The organism is Pseudogemmobacter sp. TB195 (genome assembly GCF_058313095.1).
This window is the reverse complement of record NZ_JBZEGG010000014.1, coordinates 65,972-88,070: the sequence shown is the minus strand read 5'-3', so window position 1 is coordinate 88,070 and position 22,099 is coordinate 65,972. Positions and strand designations below refer to the sequence as shown.

Genomic DNA, 22,099 nt, shown 5'->3' with positions numbered 1-22,099 from the left:
GACGGCCAAAGCGGGCGCAGTGCTGCTCGCAGATGACGCGCTGCCCGAAGGCGATCCGGTCAGTGCCGGGGGCGAGGGTGCCGACATGGCGTCTGTGCCGGACTATGACCCGGAAGGCCACCTTCCGGAAGACATTGCCCAGCCGGAAGCCGATCCGCATGAGTTTGCGCCCGGCGACCTGTCAGGGCCGTCAGATGACACCCCCTATGGCACGCCCCGGAGGACGGAAGAATGAAAAACGGATCTGTCGCAGCTGCGGCTGTTTTTGCCACGATCCTCACTGTCGGTATGGCTCGGGCCGAGGCGCAGGACAGCAGTTTCCAGACCACCCGCTACCTCTGTGAGCGCGGCGTGGAAGTGCCGGTCACCTATGTGAATGCGCCGGATCTGTCGCTGGCTGTGCTGAATGTCGAAGGGACGCAGATTACGCTGGAGATCGAAACCTCTGCCTCCGGCGCCCGCTATGGCTGGCCCTCGGACGGGGCGCATTACATCTGGTGGACAAAGGGCGAGACCGCTTTCCTGATGTGGTCGGAAGGCGGTGAGGAAAAGACCATCCTCGACGGATGTCAGCAGCAATAAAGCAAATCGCCCGGGCTGCTGCTCCGGGCGGTTGCCAAAAGCCGAAATCTTCAAAGATTTCGGCACGGTTCCTTTGAAAGGAACCGGCGCCGGTGGAAAACGCGCGCCTTCAGCCGTTGGCTTCGCGGATCTTGTCTGCGGCTTCCTTGTTAAAGCTGACGCCGTTCTTCTCGAAGAGCGCATCCAACTCGCCCGAAAGCGTCATCTCGGTCACGATATCGCAGCCGCCGACGAATTCGCCTTTGACGTAAAGCTGCGGGATGGTCGGCCAGTCGGAAAAATCCTTGATCCCCTGACGGATTTCCGCATCGGCCAGCACATTCACATCGGCAAAGTCGACGCCCATGTAATTCAGCACCCCCGCGACGCGGCTCGAAAACCCGCATTGCGGCATGGTCTTGGTGCCCTTCATGAACAGCACCACAGCGTTTTTCTCAACGGTTTCGCGGATCTGATCCTGCGCACTCATTTCAGTTTCCTCTCGGCTCGCCAGCGCTCGGCCTGGCGTTTACGCGGCCAGTAGCTGCCGCCATGTTTCAGAAAGCCCTGCAATTGCCGCACCATCCGGCAAGGGCCAGCAGAGCGGACATCGCCGCCAGACCCTGCAGAAACGCTCCGGCATATATGCTCATTCCGGTGCCTTGGTGGTCAGCGCCAGGGCATGCAGCTCGCCATTTGCTCCGTCCATCTTGCCCTTCAGGCTGGCATAGACGGCGCGCTGCTGCTGAACCCGGTTCATGGAGCGGAAGCTCTCGTCGATCACTTCCGCTGCCCAGTGATTGCCGTCGCCGGCGAGGTCGGTGATGGTGATCTTCGCCTCGGGGAAGGTCTCCCGGATCAGGGTCTCAATATCCTTGCCTTCCATTGGCATCGGGCTGCTCCTTGCTCATTCCCTGAAAGATGTAAGCTCTGGTTGCAGGGGCTGCAAGGGACATGGTTCCGGGGGAGATGGTTCCGGGGAGATGGTTCCGGGGGAGATGGCTCAGCCCGCCTCCTGCCAGTCACTGCGCATCAGGCCGAAAAGATGCAGATCGACCGCGCGCCCGATATCCGGGCGATACCAGTGTTCGCGCTGCACCCCTTCGCGCCGGAATCCGAGCTTTTCATAAAGCGCCATCGCGCGCGGGTTTTCGCCCGAGGCATCGAGCCAGAGCCGCCGCGCCTGCAACCTGTCGAACCCATAGCGGATCAGCTGGCCGACAAAGGCGCGGCCGCGCCCGCCATCTGTCACAGCCAATGCGAGGCGGCGCAGTTCTGTCCTTCCTGACGGGTCGCCGATCTCGCAAAAGAGAGCATAGCCGATCGCGGTGCCATTTTCCTCGGCGATCAGCAGACGGGAATCGGGTGCAGTGATATAGGTGGCCAAAGCGGCCTCGTCCTCGTCGGTGATGAAAGCGCGGTTTTCGGGGCGCTGCGCGAGGGCGCGGATAAAGGCGAAATCGCTGGCGGTGGCCAGTCTCAGATCGATTGGATGCAGATCCATCTCAGCCCCTTATCTTCTGCCATTCCGGCGCCAGCATCGAAAACGCATGGCAATCGACCCAGATGCCGCCCCGCTTCCAGCATTGCCGCATATTGCCCTCGAAAGTGAAGCCCGCACGCCGCATCGCGGTCATGCCGGCATGATTGTCGAACACCACATCACACATCAGACGATGCGCGCCCAGCTCGTCAAACACCACCGCAAGCATATCGCGGATCAGTTTTTGCCCCTGGCCCGGACCGTCGACCGCGAGATTGTCGAGATACCAGACCTGATCATAAAACATATGCAATGTCGCAAAGCCCGCGAAACCTTGGTCCTCGCGGATCAGGATCTCGCAATCTTCGGCCGCCAGCATCTCGTGCAGCTGGTCGATGCCCTTATCCATCAGGGCAGAAGGGTGGGCCTTGATCAGCAGGTCCACCCGGGCAAGATCATCGGCTGTCGCGCGCCGGATCACAGACCCACGGCACTGGCAAAGGCACTGCGATACAGCGCCGAAAGCTCGGCAAGGGAGGCGCTGTCCTGGCCGAACGTCACCTTGTCGCCGCCGAAGGCGCCGATCCGGGTGACTGCGACACCTGCGGTGATGGCTGCCGCCTCGATCTCAGCTGCAGCGCTTTCGCGGACTGCGAGCAGATAGCGCGCCTGGTCTTCGCCAAAGAGCGCCGAAGTCTCGCCCGGGATCAGGCTGATGCCGGTGCCGGCCGCTTCTGCCATTTCAAAAGCCGCCAGCGCCAGGCCGCCATCGCTGAGATCAGAGGCTGCGGTGATCGATTTCCGATGCGCGCGGACGAAATCGCCATTTCTCTTTTCTGCGGCCAGATCGACCGGCGGTGCATCGCCGCGCTCATCGCCAAAGGCTTCCGCGATCAGGGCGGACTGGCCGAGATGGCCAAAGCTTTCGCCGATGAGCAGCGCCACGTCGCCGGCCTGGGGCCTGCCGTTGATCAGATCATCAAGCGAGGCGAGGATCCCCACCGCGCCAATCGTCGGTGTCGGCAGGATGCCGGAGCCATCGGTCTCGTTATACAAAGACACGTTGCCGGACACGATCGGCATGTCGAGCGCCGAGACCGCTTCGCCGATGCCTTTGATCGCGCCGACGAACTGGCCCATGATTTCAGGCTTTTCCGGGTTGCCGAAGTTCATGTTGTCGGTCGTCGCCAGCGGCAGTGCGCCCATGGCGGTCAGGTTGCGATAGGCTTCCGCCACTGCCTGTTTGCCGCCCTCGAACGGGTTCGCCTTGACGTAGCGCGGTGTCACATCCGAGGTGAAGGCCAGAGCCTTGGTCGAGCCATGCACGCGTACGACGCCTGCGGGCAGGCCCGGGGTGACGACGGTATCGGCGCCGACCTGGCTGTCATATTGTTCGAACACCCAGCCCTTATGGGCGTAGTTCGGGCTCGACAGCAGCACTTTCAGGCCCTGGATCGCCCCGATCTGCGGCACTGCGCCCAGCGGTTCGGCTTTCGGCGTTTCGACCCAGGGGCGGTTATATTCCGGCGCGCTAGACGACAGCTTTGACAGCTGGATATCGGCCTTGATCTCATTGCCGTGCAGGATCAGGAAGCGGTCTTCCGGGATGGTCTCGCCCACGATAGCGAAATCGAGATCCCATTTCACGAAGATCGCGCGGGCGACATCTTCCAGCTCGGGATTGAGCACCATGAGCATCCGCTCCTGGCTCTCCGAGAGCATCATCTCATAGGCGGTCATATTGGTTTCGCGCTGCGGCACCTGATCAAGCTGCAGTTTGATCCCCAGACCGCCCTTGTCGCCCATTTCGACCGCCGAACAGGTCAGACCCGCGGCCCCCATATCCTGGATCGAGATCACCGCACCGGTCTGCATCAGTTCAAGGCAGGCTTCCAGCAGGCGCTTTTCGGTAAAGGGGTCGCCGACCTGAACGGTGGGGCGTTTTTCCTCGATCGTGTCGTCGAATTCGGCCGAGGCCATAGTCGCGCCGCCAACGCCGTCGCGGCCGGTTTTTGCGCCCAGATAGACCACCGGCATGCCGACGCCCGAGGCTGCCGAGTAGAAGATCTTGTCGGTGTCAGCCAGGCCCGCCGCGAAAGCATTCACAAGGCAGTTGCCGTTATAGGATTTGTGGAAGCGCACTTCGCCGCCCACGGTCGGCACGCCGAAGGCATTGCCGTAGGAGCCGACACCTTCGACCACACCTTTGACCAGATGCGCGGTTTTGTGATGCGAGGGCAGACCGAAGGAGAGCGCATTCATCGCAGCAATCGGGCGCGCGCCCATGGTGAAAACGTCGCGCAAAATACCGCCGACGCCGGTCGCGGCGCCCTGATGCGGCTCGATATAGGAAGGGTGGTTGTGGCTTTCCATCTTGAAGATGACCGCCTGACCATCGCCGATATCGACCACACCGGCGTTTTCGCCCGGGCCGCAGATCACCTGCGGGCCGGTCGTGGGCAGGGTGCGCAGCCAGACTTTCGACGATTTATAGGAACAATGCTCGTTCCACATCGCCGAGAAGATGCCGAGCTCGGTGAAAGAGGGCGCACGGCCGAGGATCTCCAGCAGGCGCTCATATTCGTCGGGTTTGATCCCATGCGAGGCGATGAGCTCCGGGGTGATTGCGGGGTCGCGTGCGGCGTCTGACATGATCGGGCCTCCGGGTCTGCAGCTCTGGTCTGGTCGGGCCTGCTGCGGCACTTCTGCGGCAATGCAGGAAATCTGCGCGCGTCTTATTGCATGACGCGCGCCTGGGGAAGGGCTCTGCCCGGTTTGCGGCAGGAATAGGCGTCGGGATAATGCGCAGATGCGACAGAGGCGCCTCCGCTGCGCGCAGCCTTGCTGCTGCTGCTGTGATTCCCGGCGATTCTGCGCATGCAGCAGCCCGCTGGCACAAAGCAAAAAAAAAGGCCGAGCAAAGCTCGGCCCAAGTCCAACAGGGAGGTATGAGGCCGATCAGGTTGCCCCGATCCGCGCCTCGTAGCCTGATTTATGGGCTGTTTGCGAATTATGCAAGTGCAGCAATGTCGCAGTCCGGGCAATGCTGCCATGCGCTCTCCGCATGGCTTCTTCTTGGCCGTGTTTGCGATAACGCCGCAACGCAATTTTCGCGCTCATCCGGAGGCCGGGAGGGACGGGCAGTGACCGACCCGCCCTGTCCTGTATGGCCGTCGCAGGTCAGCCAGCAGCCCCTCAGGAATGAGGGCTGTGCTGCAAATGATATGGCAGAGGGAAAGGGTGCCGCCGCGGTGCAAAAGCGGTCAGGGCCTCAGACGGGCGTCTCAGCTGCCGTGACTGCGGCGGAAGGTGGAGATCTCTTCCGTCACGAAATCGCGGAAGGCGGCCACGCGTTTCGAGTGCCGCAGTTCTTCGGGATAAGCGAGGAAGACCGGCACTTCGCCCGATTCGATGTCTTCCAGCACCCGTACCAGATGCGGGTTTTCTTCGGTCGTGTAATCGGGCAGCACGCCGATCCCGAGATGGTTGATCACGCCCTGCTGCACGCCGAAATAGTTGTTCACATGCAGCGTCGAGGGGATGTCATACGCCATGATTTCCTGCACCAGCCGCGCTCCTGCCGCCACCTGGGGGGTGCCGGGATGCTGGCAGATCAGGCGGTGCTGGCTGAGATCGGCCATGGTTTTCGGCGTGCCGTTGCGGGCGAGATAGTCTGGCGTCGCATAAAGGCGCATGCGGATATTCATCAGCCGGCGACGGATCAGATCAGCCTGGCTCGGTTCTTTCATGCGGATCGCGACATCGGCCTCGCGCATCGGCAGGTCAAGCACACGCTCTTCGAGCATGAGGTCGATCTTCAGCGCCGGGAATTTGTCGTAAAGCCGCGCAAGACGTGGCGCGAGCCAGAGCGTGCCGAAGCCCATCGTTGTGGTGACGCGCAACTCGCCAAAGACCTCATCCTCGCTGTCGCGGATGCGGGCTGCGGCGGCATCGAGCCGTTTTGCCATGGCCTGGGTGGCCTCGAACAGCAGTTCGCCCTGTTCGGTCAGGATAAGACCGCGCGCATGACGGTGGAACAGCGTCACATCGAGGCTTTCCTCAAGCGCGCGGATCTGCCGGCTGACGGCGGATTGCGACAGATGCAGCACCTCGCCCGCATGGGTGAGGCTGCCCTTGTCGGCCACCGCGTGAAAAATCCTCAGCTTATCCCAGTCCATCTGTCTGCCCTGTTCCTTCGGGTGGGACAGTAGCACAAGCTATGCGCCGGGGGAAAACCCGATCACGCATTTTTGCTGTGACGACAGGGATTTGGCAGGAAAGTCACGGATGCCCTGACGGCAGGCCCTTTCACGGTGTATCTGTTGCGCCTATGATTGCAGCATAAGGCGGTGAACCCGTCAGGTTTTCCACCCGATGAGAGGGCAGGCAGATGGCAGTTGGCGTTTTTGATTCGGGTCTGGGCGGGCTGACGGTGCTGGATGCGGTCTCGCGCCGCCTGCCGGAAGTGCCCTTTGTCTATTTCGGCGACAATGCCCATGCGCCTTATGGCGTGCGCACCGCCGATGATATTTACAACCTGACCTGTGCGGCGGTGGAACGGCTCTGGGCCGAGGGCTGTGACCTGGTGATCCTTGCCTGTAACACGGCGTCAGCTGCGGCTTTGCGGCGGATGCAGGAAAGCTGGCTGCCGGCTGACAAGCGGGTGCTGGGGGTATTTGTGCCGCTGATCGAGGCGCTGACCGAACGGCAATGGGGCGACAATTCGCCGCCGCGCGAGGTGGCGGTGAAACATGTGGCGCTGTTTGCGACGCCGGCAACGGTGTCCTCGCGCGCCTTCCAGCGCGAATTGGCGTTTCGCGCGATCGGGGTCGATGTCGAGGCCCAGCCCTGCGGCGGTGTGGTCGATGCGATCGAGCAGGGCGATGAGATCCTTGCCGAGGCGCTGGTGCGCAGCCATGTCGAGGCGCTGAAGCGCCGGATGCCGCAGCCCGAGGCCGCGATCCTTGGCTGCACGCATTACCCTTTGATGGAAAAGACCTTTCAGGAGGCTCTGGGCGAGGGGGTCAGGGTTTACAGCCAGGCGAAGCTGGTGGCCGAAAGCCTGAGCGACTATCTGGAGCGGCGGCCGGAGATGCTCGGCTCCGGCACAGTGTCCAAATTCCTCACCACCGGCGATCCGGTCTCGGTCTCGGCCCATGCGACGCAATTCCTGCGTCGCGGGATCAAATTCGAAAAAGCCTGAAACGGTCCGGAATTCCCTGGCAGCGACGGCGGCAGCGGCCGCCGCGCGCGATCAGAGAGGGTCAGCCCAGCGGCGCGATCAGCGCTTTCAGCGCGGCGACCGGGTCTTCTGCGCGCCAGATCTCTTCGCCAATCGCGAAATGATCGGTGACCGGGGCGAAGCGGGTGATCAGCGCGGGCGTCAGAGCGCCTTCGGCGATCACCGGCACTTCGATCACTTCCGACCACCACTCGAACAGCTCCCAGTCGACCTGGCTGCCATCGCCGAGACCGGTTTCACCGACCGGGCCAAAGGCCACGTAATCGGCACCGGCTTCGGCGGCATTCATCCCCTCATGGCGGGTGATGCCGCAATGGGCGCCGATGATCGCATCCGGTCCGAGATCCTTGCGGGCCTTTCTGACCGAACGCGCGCCATCGGTGAGATGCACGCCGTCCAGCCCATGACGCTCGACCAGCAGCAGGTGGTTGTCGATCACCACCGCCACGTCGCGCTGATGCGCGATATCGCGGCAGATATCGGCGGCCAGACCCTGGTCATCGATGTTTTTCGTGGCCAGCGAGATGCGCAGACAGGCGATTTCCACCGCATCCAGCACCCGTGCCAGCTGATCCGGAAACAGATCGGTCTGGAAGCTCGGGGGGGTGATCAGATTGATCTGCGGGCGATCTTCTGCGGCCATAATCAAAGGCTCCGTAACTGTGTCGGGGGGATTTAGCAGCGTTTGCGGGCTTTGGCTATGGGCGGAAGGGGGCGCCGCCCCCGTCTGCGCTTTGCGCAGCCTCCCCCGGGATATTTTTGGACAGATGAATGGGCTTTGCTTGTTTGCGCCCCGCTGAGAGGCTATCTGGCGGGCGGTTTTCACATGGGGGCGCGCAGATGGCACAGGCTGATATGGTGGATCCGGTGATCGTGCTGGTGCGGCCGCAAATGGGCGAGAATATCGGCGCGGCGGCGCGGGCGATGCTGAATTTCGGGCTCGACCGGATGCGGATTGTCGCTCCGCGCGATGGCTGGCCGAACCCGAAGGCCAATGCGATGGCGAGCGGGGCGGGGCGGGTGCTGGACCAGGCCGGGGTATTCCCGGATGTGGCGCGCGCGGTTGCGGATTGCGATTTCGTCTTTGCCACCACCGCGCGGTCGCGCGAGCTGGTGAAAGAGGTCGTCACGCCTGAGCGCGCCATGGCGATGGCGCGCGAGATGGGGGCGGCCGGTAAGAAGGTCGGGATCCTGTTCGGGCCGGAGCGGGCAGGCCTGGAGAATGGCGATATCATCCATGCCAATGCGATTGTGACCGTCCCGGTCAATCCCGAGTTCTTCTCGCTGAACCTTGGCCAGTCGGTTCTGCTTCTGGCCTATGAATGGGGACGCCAGGGCAGTGAGGTTCCGGCCTCGGCCATGGGCTTTGCGCGCACCGAACTCGCGAGCCGCGAAGAGGTGGAGCGGCTGGGTGATCATTACGAGACGCGGCTCGAAGAGGCCGGGTTCTTCTTTCCGCCGACCAAGGCGGCCGGCATGCGGCTGAATCTGAGGAATATGTGGGGGCGGCTCGCGCTGACCCGCGCTGAGGTGCAGACTTTGCACGGGATGCTGCGTCAGATCCTGTTTCGCAAGGGCCAGGAGACTGGCCAGGATGAGCCGCGCGGGTAATTTCCGGCGAACCCCTGCCGGTGGCCGTGAGAGGGCCCCGGCCCGGTCTTTGCCTGGCGGGATGGATCGGGTAAACTTGCGCCAAATCTAAAACAAAGGCAGGCAGGCGTTATGATTACCCGCAGATTTTTCACCGCGACCGCTGGTTTTGCGTTGCTTTCTGGCTGTGTCGGGGGCGCCTCTCGTATGGGCAGCGCGGCTCCTGGCAGCCGCGAGACGCCGGCGCCGCGTGCGGTGCCGGACAGCGGCTGGGACAGCTGGGTCGCGAATTACCGCAACCGCGCCGCGGGGCGGGGGATCTCGGCCAATACGCTCGATGCCGGGTTCCGCCATGCGGGGTTCCTGCCCGAGGTGATCGAAAGAGACCGCAACCAGACCGAGTTCAAGCGCTCGCTTGAGGATTACCTGTCAATCGCGGCCTCGGATGAGCGGGTCTCGCTCGGGCGTGAGATGTATGCGCGCTATGGATCGACGCTGGCCGCCATCGAACAGCGCTACGGGGTCGAGGGCAATGTCGTCGCGGCCTTCTGGGGACTTGAGAGCTTTTTCGGCACAAGGCGCGGCAATGTGCCGGTGGTCTCGGCGCTGTCGACGCTGGCCTATGAGGGGCGGCGCGCGGCGTTTTTCGAGAGCCAGCTTGATGGCGCGCTGAGAATTCTTCAGGCCGGGGATGTTCCGGCTGACCGGATGGTCGGGAGCTGGGCCGGGGCGATGGGTCACACCCAGTTCATCCCGACCTCTTATCTGCAATATGCCGTTGATTTCACCGGCGACGGGCGGCGCGATATCTGGTCGGATGATCCGACCGACGCGCTGGCCTCGACCGCGAATTACGTGGCGCGCACCGGCTGGCAGCGCGGATTGCCCTGGGGGATGGAGGTCTCGCTGCCCCCGGGCTTCAACGCGGGCCTTCTGGGGCGCGGCAAGGGGAAATCGGCTGCGGAATGGGAGGCGCTTGGCGTCTCGCGCACGGGCGGCGGCGGGCTTTCCGGGGGCTCGATCATCCAGCCGGGCGGGGCAGGGACGCCGGCCTTCCTGCTGACGCAGAATTTCAACGTGATCCTGCGCTATAACAATGCCGAGAATTACGCGATCGGCGTCGGGCATCTGGCCGACCGGATCAAAGGCGGCGGCCCGGTCAGGGCGGATTTCGGGCCGGACCGCACAGGTCTGACAAAAGCCGACCGTCAGGATCTGCAACGGCGCCTGACCGCACGCGGCTTTGACACCGGCGGCAGCGATGGCGTGATCGGTCCGAAATCGCGCGAGGCAATCTCGGCCTGGCAGTCCCGCAATGGTATGGCGGTGACGGGTGAGCCTTCAGCCGCACTGCTCGCGTCTTTGCGCTGAAGCGCGGAGTTTGGTGATCAGTCTTTGGTGATGCGGGGGCGGGCGGTTGCGGTGGCGAACTGCTTCAGCACCGGCCCTGCGCCGTGCTCCTCGGCCAAGCGCAACAGCCCGAAGCGGATCGCGGCCATCTCGCGGTAATAGCGCAGGAAAGCGGCATTGATCGCAGCGCCCGAAACCGCCCCCATGACTGGCACCGCCTGGGCCATGAGCTTCTGGCCAAGGGTCGCGGCAAGTTTCGGCGCGATGGTGGCGATCAGCTGGTTCAGCGCCGGCCCGGTCAGGGCCGCGCGGGCCGAGAAAAACGCCGTATTGATCCCGTCATCCGCCGCAATCGGGCTGCCCGAGCCAAAGGTGCGCAGCGCCTCGGACATGATCCAGGGATCGTCGGGGTCGTAACCCAGCTTTTCAGCTTCCCGCCGGATCGCATGCAAAAGCACGGTGATTGTGAACGGAAGTTCGGCAAGCGCGCCCATGATCCCACCGGCCCCGCCGGCAATCCCTGCCCCAATCGCAGCAGCAAGCGTGCCGCGATCCCCGGTGCCGGGAAGCCTGCCGCCCTGGCGGGCCACCATCCAGGCCCGCTCCAGCGCGGCCGCAGTCACCCCTTCGGCCCGCTCGCGAAAGCCTGCGGGAAGGATCGACATCTGGTCTTCCAGCCTGCCGCCAAACCGGGTCAGAAGCGCCATCACCGGCCCATTGGCCTTCTTCCAGCGCAGCGCGAGGGCATCGACGCCGGCCCGGCATTCGGCGGGCAGCGGCAGATGGGGCAGAGTTATGTCTTCATGGCTCATATCCCGCATATGGGGAGGGCGCGGCGCCGCACAAGACCATGCCCCGCAGGAAGCGAGACCGCGTGGCGAGGCGGCATCAGGTGGCGCGCGAAACCACGCCGGCAACGCCTGTCCAGGCGCCCGCTTTCAGCTCCAGCCCCAGCACCCGGTCGGGGTTGGTCGGGGGTGGCATCACGACATCTGCAAGTTTTTCAAAGCCAAAGCGGCTGTAATAGGGCGCGTCGCCCACCAGAAGCACCCGCTCCCAGCCGAGCTTGCGCGCCTCGGCGAGGCTTTCGGAGATCAGCAGCCCGCCCAGCCCCTCACCCTGACGCGTCGGGTGGACCGCGACCGGGCCGAGAAGCAGAAGATCCACCGTGCCGATCTTTGCCGGCCAGTAGCGGATCGCCCCGGCGAGAATTCCGTCGCCATCCCGCAGACAAAGGCACAAAGGCGCTATGGTCGGGACGCCGTCCCGCAGCCTATAGGACGACAACGCCGTCCGCCCCGGCGCAAAACAGAGGTCGTAAAGCGCCTCGACCTCCCACCAGTCTGCCTCGCTCTCTTCTTCAAGCCTGTAGACCACAGCGCCCGTCCTCTTCCCTGTGCCGCGTCCGGGCGTGGCAGCGCCTTGCCTGCCATGCCAATAGGAGTGTGATTATGACAATGCCGCGCGCGCCGAAGGGCCGCATCTTCCTCTTGAGAAAAATACTCCTGCTGGAGGCAATCCCTCTGGCCAGAGCTGCGCTCAGCGGGTCAGAGCGCGCGCCAGCCGATATCGCGTCGGCAAAAACCTTCGGCCCAGTCGATGCCATCAACCATTCGATAGGCGGCATCGCGCGCGGCTTTCAGCGTATCCGCGCGGCCCGTCACATTCAGCACCCGCCCGCCACTGGCCAGCACATCGCCATCACGCGCCACGGTGCCGGCATGGAACACCATATGGCCGCTGTCTTCGGGCAGCGCGTCCAGGCCCTGGATCCGGCTCCCCTTCACATAGGCGCCCGGATAGCCCGCAGCCGCCATCACCACGGTCAGCGCATGGTCATCGGCCCAGTTCACTTTGGCCTGCGAAAGCCGCTGATCTGCGGTTGCAATCAGATGATCCAGCACCTGGGCGCCCAGCCGCATCATCAGGACCTGGGCTTCCGGGTCGCCAAAGCGGCAGTTATATTCCACCAGCCGCGCGCGGCGTTCGCCGTCAGGGCCGTCATCGATCATCAGCCCGGCATAAAGCACCCCCTGATAGGGCGTGCCGCGCCGCGCCATCTCGCGGATGGTCGGCAGCACGATCTGTTCCATCGCCTGGGTCTGGAGCGCCTCGGTCAGCACCGGCGCCGGGGAATAGGCGCCCATGCCGCCGGTATTCGGGCCGGTATCGCCATCGCCGACCCGCTTATGGTCCTGGGCGGTGCCATAGGGGATCGCGGTCACGCCATCGGTCAGGATGAAGAAGCTCGCCTCTTCGCCCTGCATGAATTCCTCGATCACCACCTCGGCGCCGGCCTCGCCGAATTCGCCGCCGAACATATCGTCGATCCCGGCCAGGGCCTCGGCCTCGGTCATTGCGACAATCACACCTTTGCCGGCCGCCAGCCCATCGGCCTTGACCACAATCGGCGCGCCCTGGGCACGGATGTAGTCCTTCGCAGGTTGCGCTTCGGTAAAGCGCGCCCAGGCCGCCGTCGGCGCGGCACAGGCGTCGCAAACCTCTTTGGTAAAGCGCTTTGACGCTTCAAGCTGAGCCGCCTCGCGGCTCGGGCCGAAGGTCAGGATCCCGGCGGCGCGGGTCGCATCCGCCACACCTGCGGCAAGCGGGGCCTCGGGGCCGACGATCACGAAATCAATGGCGTTCTCTTCGCAAAACGCCACCACGCGCGCCTGGTCAAGAATATCAAGGCTGGCACATTCTGCGATCTGCGCGATGCCTGCATTGCCGGGCGCCACGATCAGCCGGTCGCATTTCGGGTTCTGCTTTACCGCCCAGGCCAGCGCATGTTCACGCCCGCCGCCGCCAAGGATCAGGATATTCATCTGCTGCGCGCCCCGTTCCGGTCTGATGGTTCTGGCGCCTGATAGTCGCCGCAGCCGCTGGTGGCAAGCGCCCGAAACGCCCCTGACCGGATGCTTTGCCACCTTGAAGCCGGGGGGCGCCCGGCCTAGTCTCGCGCCCGTCACGAAGGAAGGCACCATGGCCGGAAAACGCAGCATTTTCGAAGAGGTCGGCGAGACCTCGAATAACCCGAAACAACCGGGGAAGTCCGGCGTTACAGGCGGGATGATCGATCAGGGCCACAGGGGCGCGCGCGGCGCGATCCGGGTCTGGCTGATCGTGCTTTTCCTGCTGGTCGTCGCGATGATCGTGGTCGGAGGGCTGACGCGCCTTACCGGCTCGGGGCTCTCGATCACCGAATGGCGCCCGGTCACCGGAGCGATCCCGCCGATGGATCTTGTCTCCTGGACGGCGGAATTCGATAAGTACCGTCAGACACCGCAATACGAGCTGGCGAATGCCGGCATGACGCTGGATCAGTTCAAGACGATCTATTGGTGGGAATGGGCGCATCGCCAGCTTGGCCGCCTGGTCGGCCTGATCTGGGCCGTTGGTTTCCTTGGCTTTCTTGTCACGAAATCCATCCCGCCGCGCTGGTCAAAGCGGCTTTTGCTGATCGGGGCGCTTGGCGGGCTGCAGGGCGCGATTGGCTGGTGGATGGTGTCTTCGGGCCTGTCGGGCAGCATGATCCGTGTCGCGTCTTACCGGCTGGCGGTGCATCTGGGGCTGGCCTTTGTCATCCTTGGTTTCATCGGCTGGTATGTCTTCCTGCTGTCGCGCAGCGAATCCGCCCTTATGACGGCCAGGCGGGGCAGGGAGGCCAAGCTCTTCTCGATGTCCACCGGCCTGATGCATTTCGCCTTCCTGCAGATCCTTCTCGGGGCGCTGGTCGCGGGGATTGACGCCGGGCGTGCTTTTCCGACCTGGCCCCTGATGGGCGACAGCTTCTTCCCGGCGGATGCGTTTTACGCGACCGATATGGAGGGCAATGTCCTGCCGGTCTGGCATGCCTTCTTTGAAAACCCGGGCCTGGTGCAGTTCATGCACCGGATGGCGGGTTATCTTCTGTTCATCTTCGGCGCGGTCGTCTGGCTTCGCGGCCGCAAATCCGCGCATCGTGATACCAGGTTTGCGTTTAACATGGTTATGCTGATGCTGGTGGCCCAGGCCGGGCTTGGCATCATGGCGGTTCTCACTTCGGCGCATCTGCATGTGGCGATCACCCATCAGATCGGTGCGGTGATCCTCTGGGTGCTGATCCTGCGCGCGCGTTACCTGTCGCAATACCCGGTTGCGGGCTCGATCCGGAAAGGAACCGCCTGATGGCTGATGTCTATGACGCGCTGATGGCCCATGCCCGCGAGACCGCGGCGCTGGAACAGGTTGCGGGGCGGCTGTCCTGGGATCAGGAGACGATGATGCCGCGCGACGCCGCCGAACAGCGCGGCGAGGAAATGGCAGCGATGGAGGGTGTCTTGCATGCCCGCCGCTCTGACCCGCGTGTCGGTGACTGGCTGTCAAAGGTTGATCCGGTCGAGCTGGTCGCGAAAGCCCAGGTCGCAAAGATCCGCCGCTCTTACGAGCGCGCGCTGAAAGTGCCGGCACGCCTCGCGCAGGAGATTGCGCGGGTGACCTCGCTTTCCCAGGGCATCTGGGCCGAGGCGCGGGCGAATGAGGCGGTTACGTCTTTCCTGCCGACGCTGGAACAGGTCGTCGCCCTGAAGCGTGAAGAGGGTCAGGCGCTGGCCTCCGGGGGAAAGGCGGGCGGCGACAGCTATGACGCGATGCTCGATGATTACGAGCCCGGGATGACCGGCGCTGAATGCGCCGCGATGTTCGACGCGCTGCGTCCGCGCCTGGTGGCTTTGCGCGAAAAGATCCTTGCCTCACCGCGCAAACCTGCCGCGCTGACCGGCAGTTTCGGGGCCGATGCCCAGATCCGCCTGTCGCGCCGCCTTGCGATGGTCTTCGGTTATGACATGCAACGGGGCCGCATCGACACCGCCGTGCATCCGTTCTGTTCGGGTTCGGGCGATGATGTGCGCATCACCACCCGCGTCGCAGAAGGCGATCCCTTCAACTGCCTCTATTCCACCATCCACGAGACCGGCCATGCCGCTTACGAGCAGGGGGTCGATTCCGATTTCCTGCTGACGCCGATTGGTGGCGGCGTCTCGATGGGGGTCCATGAAAGCCAGAGCCGGATCTGCGAGAACCAGCTTGGCCGCTCGCGCCCCTTTACCGAATGGTTGTTCGGTGAGATGCGCGACCGTTTCGGCGAATTTGGCATCACCGATCCCGAAGAGTTCTTCGCCACCGTCAACCGTGTTGCGCCGGGCTATATCCGCACGGAATCGGATGAGGTGCATTACAATCTCCATGTCATGCTGCGTTTCGATCTGGAACGCGCGCTGATGGGGGGGGATCTGACGGTCGCGGATCTGGAATCTGCCTGGAATGACCGCTTCCTGAACGATTTCGGCGTGGCGGTCGACAGGCCTTCGAACGGGATGCTCCAGGACGTGCACTGGTCGATCGGCCTTTTCGGCTATTTCCCGACCTACACGCTTGGCAATCTCTATGCCGGCTGCCTTTTCAAGGCTTTGCGCGCCGATCTGCCGGGGCTCGATCAGGATCTGGCCGCAGGCGAGATCGGTGCAGCAAATGACTGGCTCAGGGAAAACCTCCGCCGTCACGGCGCCCTTTACAGCCCGCGCGAGACCATTGCCCGCGCCTGTGGCGAAGAGCCATCCGCCGGCCCGCTGCTGGATTATCTCGAAGCGAAATTCGGCGCGATCTACGGGTTCTGAGGCGGGTTCTGAGGCGCAGTCCGGGGCCGCAGCGCCACGAGACCCATCGCCAGAACCGAGATGCCCGCGCCGATCAGAAACGGCGCGGAGGATCCCCAGCTGACCCAGGCCCAGCCGGCGGCGGTATTGCCGATCAGCATCACCAGACCGCTTGCAAGGTTAAAGGCCCCGAAGGCGCTGCCCCGGAGCGCGGGCGGCGCGGTTGCCGCAATCATCGCGCCCAAAAGCCCCTGGCTGAACCCCATATGCAGCCCCCAAAGCGCCACACCGGCCAGAAAGACCGGTGCGCTTTGCGCAGAACCCAGCACCAGATGCGCGCCCGCCAGAAGCCCGAGCCCGATCAGCAGCGGCACCCTCACCGGATCGCGCCCCGATGCTGCCAGCCGGTCCGAGAAGATCCCCACCGGCCAGGCCGCCAGGGCATAAGCCGCATGCAGCGCCACGATGATCAGCGGCACCCAGACCGGCGAGAACCCGGCCTCAAGTGCTTTCAACAGCAGGAATGCCTCGGAAAACCGCGCCAGCATGATCAGCCCCGCCAGCGCGATGACACCCCTGATCGGAGCGGTCAGCCGCAGCGCATCGCGAAAGCGGAAGCCGGAGCCCTTGCCAGCCTGTGCCGGCACCGGCTCTTTGACCCGAAAGATCAGCAGAAAAATCGCGAAAGCCGCCGGCAGCGCCGCAAGCCAGAACACGATCCGGATATCCCCGGCAAAGACCAGCATGGCGGCAATCGCGAGGAGCGGCCCGAGAAAGCCGCCCAGACTGTCGAGCGATTTCCTGAGGCCAAAGGCCGCGCCCCGTATCGCGGCCGGCGTGGCGGCGGCAATCATCGCATCGCGAGGCGCAGACCGGATCCCCTTGCCAACCCGGTCCATTGCCTTGGCCAGCACGATCTGATCCAGGCTCATCGCCAGCGGAAAGATCAGCCGCGACAGCGCGCCAAGCCCGTAACCCAGCACGGCCAGTGGTTTTGCCCGCCCGGACCAGTCTGCCAGAACCCCGGAAAGCGCTTTGGTCACCGTGGCCACCGCCACCGCCAGCCCCTCGATAAAGCCGATAACCAGCGCTGATGCCCCGAGCCCACTTGCCAGAAACACCGGCAAAAGCGTGTTCACCATTTCGGAGGAGATATCCATCAGCAGGCTGACAAGTCCCAGCATCCAGACCATGCGCGGAATCGGCAGAACTGTCATTCAGAGTTTCTCACGACACAGATAGTCCTCGGCCTGATGCACAGCCCCGGCGGCGGCTGACAGGCCCCGCCGCCATCCTCACAAGCGGCGAAAGCGGTAGACCCGTGCCGGCGGCAGATTGGCCCAGACTTTGTGGCCCCTGTCCACCGCCAGCCCCAGATCGCTGATGATCTCGGGCGGCACCGGCGGGCGCGGGCCATAGGTGAATTGCACGTATTCTCCATCGGGTTTCAGCACATCGAAGGCGGCGCCGACAATCGCGCGGCGCACAGGGTCGGGCATCGACAGAAGCGGCAGGCCCGAGATCACCGTCGACACGCCGCTGCCGACAATTGCCCCCACCTCTTGCGCGCCAGTCTTATGCACGGCGACGCGCGGAAATTTCCGCCGCAGGAAATCGACAAATTCATCATCCAGCTCGAAAAGCGTCAGGTTCTCGGGCGGCAGGCCGCGCGCAAGAATTGCTTCGGTAAACCTTCCGGTGCCGGGGCCGAATTCCACCACTTTGCCGCTGTTGGGGCCGATCGTCGCGGTCATCGCACGGGCCAGCACCCGCGACGAAGGCGCGATGGCCGAGATCTGCCGGGGATTGCGCATAAGGCGCCTCCGGAACAATGCGAGATCACTTTCCATCGCTTATCCTGTCTTCATGCGGGATTGCTCCCGGGTCATGTCCCAGGCCCATCCGCCGGATGAGCCGGTGTTTCGCAGCATCTCTTGCGGCACCATCGTTTCCGACACGATCATGCCGCGCTCAGCGCGCCGCCGACCGGAAGGATGGCCACAGATGCCGCTTCTGACGCTGACCCGGGCCGCAAAAGCCCAAGCCGTTCCCGTCGCAGCCTGGCGGGTCATGCCTACAGACGGATGACACGCGCGGGGGGAGATATCCGGCTCGGGTCTCCGGATCAGGGCCTTGGGCTCAGGTCTTGCGGAACTGATCAAGGCTGACCACTTCAGCCTCCTGGCGCGGCGGGGGGGCGGCATCCTCTGCCTCTTCCTCGCGCTCATCCGCCTCGTCTTCCTCATCGTCATCATCATGCTGGCTTTCAAAGCGAAGCCCGAATTCGACCGAGGGATCGACAAAGGTCAGCACGGAATCAAAGGGGATCACCAGCGGCTCGGGCGAATTGCCGAAGTTAAGCGTTACGGTGAAGCCCTCATCCGTGACCTCAAGCCCCGAGAACCAGTGCTGCAGCACCACCGTCATCTCGGTCGGGTAGCGCTCTTTCAGCCAATCGGCGATGGCAACATCGGGATGAGTGGTGTCAAAGGTGATAAAGAAGTGATGCGCTCCGGGCAGGCCATGTGCCGCCACGTCGTCCAGCACCGAGCGGATCAGGCCGCGCATAGCCTGATGCATCAGGTTTCCATAGTCGATACTGCGCGTCATCCGGTTCCCCTGCCATTTCGCGCCACCATAAAACATCTGGCCGTCAAGGAAAGGGGCGAGCGCGCGCCTCTGGCCTAAAACTCGCGGCCTGCGGACCGGGCACCAGTGAAACTGACCCGATTTGAGGCAGTCACAAATGCGAGAGCAGCAGGGCGGCGCCAGCCGCCAGCGCCAGGACAAGCGGCATCGGAAGGCGCAGGTGCCAGAGCGCGACGCCGCTCGCCAAAGCAATGGCAAGCGAGAAGGGCTTCAGCGTCGCGAGGTCAGGCAGCAGCATCTGCACCGGTCCCGAGCCGATCTCGCGATGGCCGGTGAAGAGCACATGCAGGGCGAACCAGAGCGAGAGATTGGCAATCACCCCGACGACAGCAGGCGTGATCCGCGCCATGGCTCCGGCAAGCACCGGCACCGCCAGCAGCCTGTCGATAAAAGGGCTCGCGGTGAAGATGAACAGAAATGACGGCAGGAAGGTCATCCAGAGTGCGACGCCCGCGCCACCGAGCGCCATAAGGGGGCCGCCGTCCTGAAACCCCGCGATCCAGCCGGTGAAAGCGGTGACAAGGATCAGCGGCCCCGGCGTCGATTCCGCCAGTGCCAGCCCGTCGATCATCTGCCCGGTCGTCAGCCAGCCGCGCAGATCGACCATTTCCTGCGCCATCCAGGCCATCAGCGCGTAAGCGCCGCCAAAGGCCAGCGCCGCCAGTTTTGCGAAAAAGACCCCGATCTCTGCCAGCCGTTCCGGCCCGAAGATCGTCAGCACGGCCAGCGGCACAAGCCAGAGGCCCAGCCAGAGCGCCCCTTGCCAGACGGCCTCGCGCCAGATGTCGCCGGCAGCCCGGGCGGGCGGGGGCAGTTCCGTGGCCGAGGGGCTGGCCGCGCGCAACGCTGGCCGCGATGCAGATCGGAGCGCCTGCATCCCGCCCCAAAGCGCAGCCGCCAGCAGGATCAGCGGGAAGGGCAGGGCAAAGACAAACAGCCCGAGAAAGGACAAAAGCGCGATGATCCGCGCCTCCCGCGTTTGCAGCGCCCTTTGCCCAAGCCGGATCAGGGCCGCCGCGACAATCGCCAGCACCGCCGCCTGGATGCCGGTAAACAGCACCGGAATCAGGGGGATAGTGCCAAAACCGGTATAGAGTGCGGCGAGGACTGTGATCAGCACCGCGCCCGGAGCCACAAAAAGCCCGCCCGCAATCAGCCCGCCCTTAATGCCGCGCAGCCGCCAGCCGATCCAGGTTGCAAGCTGCATCGCTTCCGGGCCGGGAAGCAGCATGCAAAAGGACAGCGCGCGCGCATAATCCTCCTCGCTGATCCAGGATTTTTCCTCCAGCGTCACACGGTGCAGCAAAGCGATCTGCGCCGCCGGGCCGCCAAAGGACCAAAGGCCGATCCGCCAGAACGCGGCCGACAATTCGGCCAGCGACGGGGCCGGGGCGCGCGCGGGAAAGGGCGCCTCGCGGCTGTCTGAGGGGGGGCTGGCTTTTGTCGGGCTGGCTGAGGTCATGACTGCCTGGACGCTAGCGGGGTTTTGTGACGGGGGGAAGACGTGCCCTGAATGCGCCCTGGACCGATTACGCCTCTCAGGCCGCAGTCTGGCGGCTCCCGTTGCCCGGGAGAGGGCACGGCTCCCGCCTCCCTTGCGCAGACATCACGATCTGACCCCATCCCGCGGCCCCGCATTGCGCCGTGACCAGCTGGCGGGTGACAAATGGCTCAGCCCCGCCATCACGGGGTACACACGAGGCCGCTCGGCCCGGACGCAGGTGCAGGTAAAGCGGCCCGCCAGATCCGTCCCGCAATGGGATTGACCGCTATTCCGGCTATCGGGCATGGCGGGGCCTGAAGCCTGATCACGCGTTCCGCCCGCCAGCGGCATCAGGCGATGGCTTTGCACAGATCCCGGGGGGATATGTTCGGATCCGGAGGGATTTCATGAACGCCAAAGCCCGGTGAGCCATACTGATCGTCTGAGGGAGCAGGTTCGGGAAAATGGTGTTGCCGGTGAGTTCCGGCCCAGACAGCGGATACTGCGCGATGTCTTTTCTGACGGCACTGACGCATTCGCCGGGGCGAGTGCTGACCAGGCTGAAAGGGCGGGCGATGCCGGGATTTCGCGATAGCTGATGAGATCAAAGCGACGATCCGCAGCTGTGCACTGCCCCGCAGAAGGGAGGCTGGCGTGATGAGATTTCGCAGTCGATGATGATCAGCATTGGGTCCTAAGGCCAGAAGCTGTGACCGGTCGGACCGGATTAGCCGGAGCAATGGGCGCAGCTGGGGTCACGCGACAGGAAAGGCCGCCCGCTGCTATTGCGGTGCCGGGCGTGGGCGTTGCCGTATCGCGCGGAACAGGTTGCATATCGCGCCGGGGATCACGCCGATCCTGCAAGGTCTGGCCCTGCGGGGCCGGTCGGAACACGGCTGGACAGCGTGGCCTCAGTGAGCGGGGTTTGCGCATCGGGATGAGCGTTGCCTGTTGCTGCCGCTGAAACCACATGCCGGCCATGCGCCGAATCAAGGTGGGCACTTGCCGTCGCCTCTGTAGCGCGGCAGAGTTGGCCGCGCCGACCCTGTCGCATCAGCGTTACCGGAGCCGGCGATATGGTCCCTGGCCCCGCCACCCTTGCCGCCCTCGCCGGCGGCCAGGGTTGTTCAACATGCAATTCAACCGGAGCAGACATGGTCCGCCAATCCGCCTTCACCGCCCCTGGCCGCTTCTGGCGCGGAAATCTCCACAGCCATTCGGACCGCTCCGACGGCGCGCTGCCGCCTCAGGAAGTTTGCCGCCGTTATCAGGCGGAAGGCTATGATTTTCTTGCCCTGACCGATCACTATGTCGGGCATTACGACTATCCGCTGGTTGATACCCGTCCGTTCCGGGCCGAAGGATTCACGACCATTCTGGGGGCAGAGCTGCATTCCGGCGCGATGGAAAACGGCGAGCTCTGGCATATCCTTGCCGTTGGCCTGCCGCTGGACTTTCCGAAAGTGGGCAGCGCTGATTTCCATGCCCATCCGGGCCAGGAAACCGGCCCCGAGATCGCGGCTCGTGCCGCCGCCGCCGGTGCTTTCGTGACCATCGCGCATCCGCACTGGTCGGGGATGACCCTTGACGATGCGCGTTCGATCACCGCCGCCCATGCGGTCGAGATCTATAATCACGGCTCGGCTGTCGGCGCGGATCGCGGCGATGGCGGCACGATTGCCGATCTGCTGATCTCGGAAGGGCGCGACATTACCCTCATCGCGACCGACGATTCCCATCTGGCGGTTCCCGACGCCTTTGGCGGCTGGACCATGGTGAAGGCTGAGGAAAACACCCCCGAAGCCCTGCTGGAAGCCCTGAAGCGCGGCGATTTCTATTCCAGCCAGGGCCCCGAAATCCATGATTTCCGCGTCGAGGGCGACCGGGTCATCGTCGAATCGAGCGCCGTGGAATGGGTGATCGCCATCGGCCATGGGTCAAGCTCGAACGTCACACACGGATCCTCCATGACCCGCGCCGAAGTGCCGCTGAACTGGCAGGGCAACACGCCCTGGATCCGGGTTGTGGTGATCGACGCCGCCGGCCGGCGGGCCTGGACCAACCCGATCCGGCGTGACCACATTCCCGCCTGATTTAAACATTCCCGC

Annotated in this window: 21 protein-coding genes; 7 read left to right on the top strand and 14 right to left on the bottom strand. The window is 64.1% G+C overall.

Features of this window, described 5'->3' with window-relative positions:
- Nucleotides 1-231 precede the first annotated feature (231 nt).
- Nucleotides 232-582, top strand: coding sequence for an MliC family protein (locus AC4FS3_RS15405; protein ID WP_491021293.1), 351 nt, complete (start codon nucleotides 232-234; stop codon nucleotides 580-582).
- A gap of 109 nt (nucleotides 583-691) precedes the next feature.
- Here AC4FS3_RS15405 and grxD read toward each other — a convergent pair whose 3' ends face one another.
- The 6 genes from grxD to AC4FS3_RS15375 form a co-directional block, all read right to left on the bottom strand.
- Nucleotides 692-1,051 carry a Grx4 family monothiol glutaredoxin gene (grxD, locus tag AC4FS3_RS15400; RefSeq protein WP_092896892.1) on the bottom strand — a complete coding sequence of 120 codons (360 nt, stop codon included), beginning with the start codon at nucleotides 1,049-1,051 and terminating at the stop codon, nucleotides 692-694.
- 159 nt (nucleotides 1,052-1,210) lie between these two features.
- Nucleotides 1,211-1,453, bottom strand: coding sequence for a BolA/IbaG family iron-sulfur metabolism protein (locus tag AC4FS3_RS15395; protein WP_491021292.1), 243 nt, complete (start codon nucleotides 1,451-1,453; stop codon nucleotides 1,211-1,213).
- A 111-nt stretch (nucleotides 1,454-1,564) separates the two neighbouring features.
- Entirely contained in the window at nucleotides 1,565-2,065 is a 501-nt protein-coding gene (locus AC4FS3_RS15390) for a GNAT family N-acetyltransferase (protein WP_491021291.1), read from the bottom strand.
- Nucleotide 2,066: 1 nt separating this feature from the next.
- On the bottom strand, nucleotides 2,067-2,489 hold the full coding sequence (locus AC4FS3_RS15385) for a GNAT family N-acetyltransferase (protein WP_491021290.1): 423 nt from the start codon (nucleotides 2,487-2,489) through the stop codon (nucleotides 2,067-2,069).
- Between the two features lie 32 nt (nucleotides 2,490-2,521).
- A complete protein-coding gene (gene purL / locus AC4FS3_RS15380) occupies nucleotides 2,522-4,696 on the bottom strand; it encodes a phosphoribosylformylglycinamidine synthase subunit PurL (RefSeq protein WP_491021289.1) in 2,175 nt (724 codons plus the stop codon).
- A gap of 632 nt (nucleotides 4,697-5,328) precedes the next feature.
- A complete protein-coding gene (locus tag AC4FS3_RS15375; protein WP_092901534.1) occupies nucleotides 5,329-6,222 on the bottom strand; it encodes a LysR family transcriptional regulator in 894 nt (297 codons plus the stop codon).
- A gap of 212 nt (nucleotides 6,223-6,434) precedes the next feature.
- On the opposite strand from AC4FS3_RS15375, the gene murI reads away from it, so the two are divergent.
- Nucleotides 6,435-7,247, top strand: coding sequence for a glutamate racemase (gene murI / locus AC4FS3_RS15370; protein ID WP_283177682.1), 813 nt, complete (start codon nucleotides 6,435-6,437; stop codon nucleotides 7,245-7,247).
- Nucleotides 7,248-7,308: 61 nt separating this feature from the next.
- Here the strand turns inward: murI and AC4FS3_RS15365 are convergent, their stop codons facing one another.
- Entirely contained in the window at nucleotides 7,309-7,929 is a 621-nt protein-coding gene (locus AC4FS3_RS15365; RefSeq protein WP_491021288.1) for a thiamine phosphate synthase, read from the bottom strand.
- A 197-nt stretch (nucleotides 7,930-8,126) separates the two neighbouring features.
- On the opposite strand from AC4FS3_RS15365, the gene AC4FS3_RS15360 reads away from it, so the two are divergent.
- Together AC4FS3_RS15360 and AC4FS3_RS15355 are read left to right on the top strand one after the other, a co-directional pair.
- On the top strand, nucleotides 8,127-8,897 hold the full coding sequence (locus AC4FS3_RS15360) for an RNA methyltransferase (RefSeq protein WP_491021287.1): 771 nt from the start codon (nucleotides 8,127-8,129) through the stop codon (nucleotides 8,895-8,897).
- A 111-nt stretch (nucleotides 8,898-9,008) separates the two neighbouring features.
- Nucleotides 9,009-10,247, top strand: coding sequence for a lytic murein transglycosylase (locus AC4FS3_RS15355; protein WP_491021286.1), 1,239 nt, complete (start codon nucleotides 9,009-9,011; stop codon nucleotides 10,245-10,247).
- 17 nt (nucleotides 10,248-10,264) lie between these two features.
- Here AC4FS3_RS15355 and AC4FS3_RS15350 read toward each other — a convergent pair whose 3' ends face one another.
- The 3 genes from AC4FS3_RS15350 to purD form a co-directional block, all read right to left on the bottom strand.
- The gene (locus AC4FS3_RS15350; RefSeq protein ID WP_491021285.1) at nucleotides 10,265-11,038 is read right to left on the bottom strand and encodes an EcsC family protein; all 774 of its coding nucleotides are present in this window, start codon (nucleotides 11,036-11,038) and stop codon (nucleotides 10,265-10,267) included.
- Nucleotides 11,039-11,114: 76 nt separating this feature from the next.
- Nucleotides 11,115-11,603 (bottom strand): GNAT family N-acetyltransferase, encoded by a 489-nt coding sequence (locus tag AC4FS3_RS15345; protein ID WP_491021284.1) that lies wholly within the window; start codon nucleotides 11,601-11,603, stop codon nucleotides 11,115-11,117.
- Between the two features lie 170 nt (nucleotides 11,604-11,773).
- On the bottom strand, nucleotides 11,774-13,051 hold the full coding sequence (purD, locus tag AC4FS3_RS15340; protein ID WP_491021283.1) for a phosphoribosylamine--glycine ligase: 1,278 nt from the start codon (nucleotides 13,049-13,051) through the stop codon (nucleotides 11,774-11,776).
- A 157-nt stretch (nucleotides 13,052-13,208) separates the two neighbouring features.
- On the opposite strand from purD, the gene ctaA reads away from it, so the two are divergent.
- On the top strand, nucleotides 13,209-14,393 hold the full coding sequence (gene ctaA, locus AC4FS3_RS15335; protein WP_491021282.1) for a heme A synthase: 1,185 nt from the start codon (nucleotides 13,209-13,211) through the stop codon (nucleotides 14,391-14,393).
- Entirely contained in the window at nucleotides 14,393-15,880 is a 1,488-nt protein-coding gene (locus AC4FS3_RS15330; RefSeq protein ID WP_491021281.1) for a carboxypeptidase M32, read from the top strand. Before ctaA ends, AC4FS3_RS15330 begins: the two co-directional genes overlap by 1 nt.
- Here AC4FS3_RS15330 and AC4FS3_RS15325 read toward each other — a convergent pair.
- The 4 genes from AC4FS3_RS15325 to chrA all read right to left on the bottom strand — a co-directional run bounded on the left by AC4FS3_RS15325 (nucleotide 15,868) and on the right by chrA (nucleotide 19,970).
- Nucleotides 15,868-17,076: an MFS transporter gene (locus AC4FS3_RS15325; RefSeq protein WP_491021280.1), complete on the bottom strand. Its 1,209-nt coding sequence runs from the start codon at nucleotides 17,074-17,076 to the stop codon at nucleotides 15,868-15,870. The genes AC4FS3_RS15330 and AC4FS3_RS15325 overlap by 13 nt on opposite strands.
- 78 nt (nucleotides 17,077-17,154) lie before the next feature.
- Nucleotides 17,155-17,673, bottom strand: coding sequence for a class I SAM-dependent methyltransferase (locus AC4FS3_RS15320; protein ID WP_491021279.1), 519 nt, complete (start codon nucleotides 17,671-17,673; stop codon nucleotides 17,155-17,157).
- 325 nt (nucleotides 17,674-17,998) lie between these two features.
- A complete protein-coding gene (locus AC4FS3_RS15315; protein WP_491021278.1) occupies nucleotides 17,999-18,469 on the bottom strand; it encodes an SspB family protein in 471 nt (156 codons plus the stop codon).
- A 130-nt stretch (nucleotides 18,470-18,599) separates the two neighbouring features.
- Nucleotides 18,600-19,970: a chromate efflux transporter gene (gene chrA / locus AC4FS3_RS15310; RefSeq protein WP_491021277.1), complete on the bottom strand. Its 1,371-nt coding sequence runs from the start codon at nucleotides 19,968-19,970 to the stop codon at nucleotides 18,600-18,602.
- A 1,175-nt stretch (nucleotides 19,971-21,145) separates the two neighbouring features.
- On the opposite strand from chrA, the gene AC4FS3_RS15305 reads away from it, so the two are divergent.
- Nucleotides 21,146-22,084: a CehA/McbA family metallohydrolase gene (locus AC4FS3_RS15305; RefSeq protein ID WP_491021276.1), complete on the top strand. Its 939-nt coding sequence runs from the start codon at nucleotides 21,146-21,148 to the stop codon at nucleotides 22,082-22,084.
- The last annotated feature ends 15 nt before the right edge of the window (nucleotides 22,085-22,099 follow it).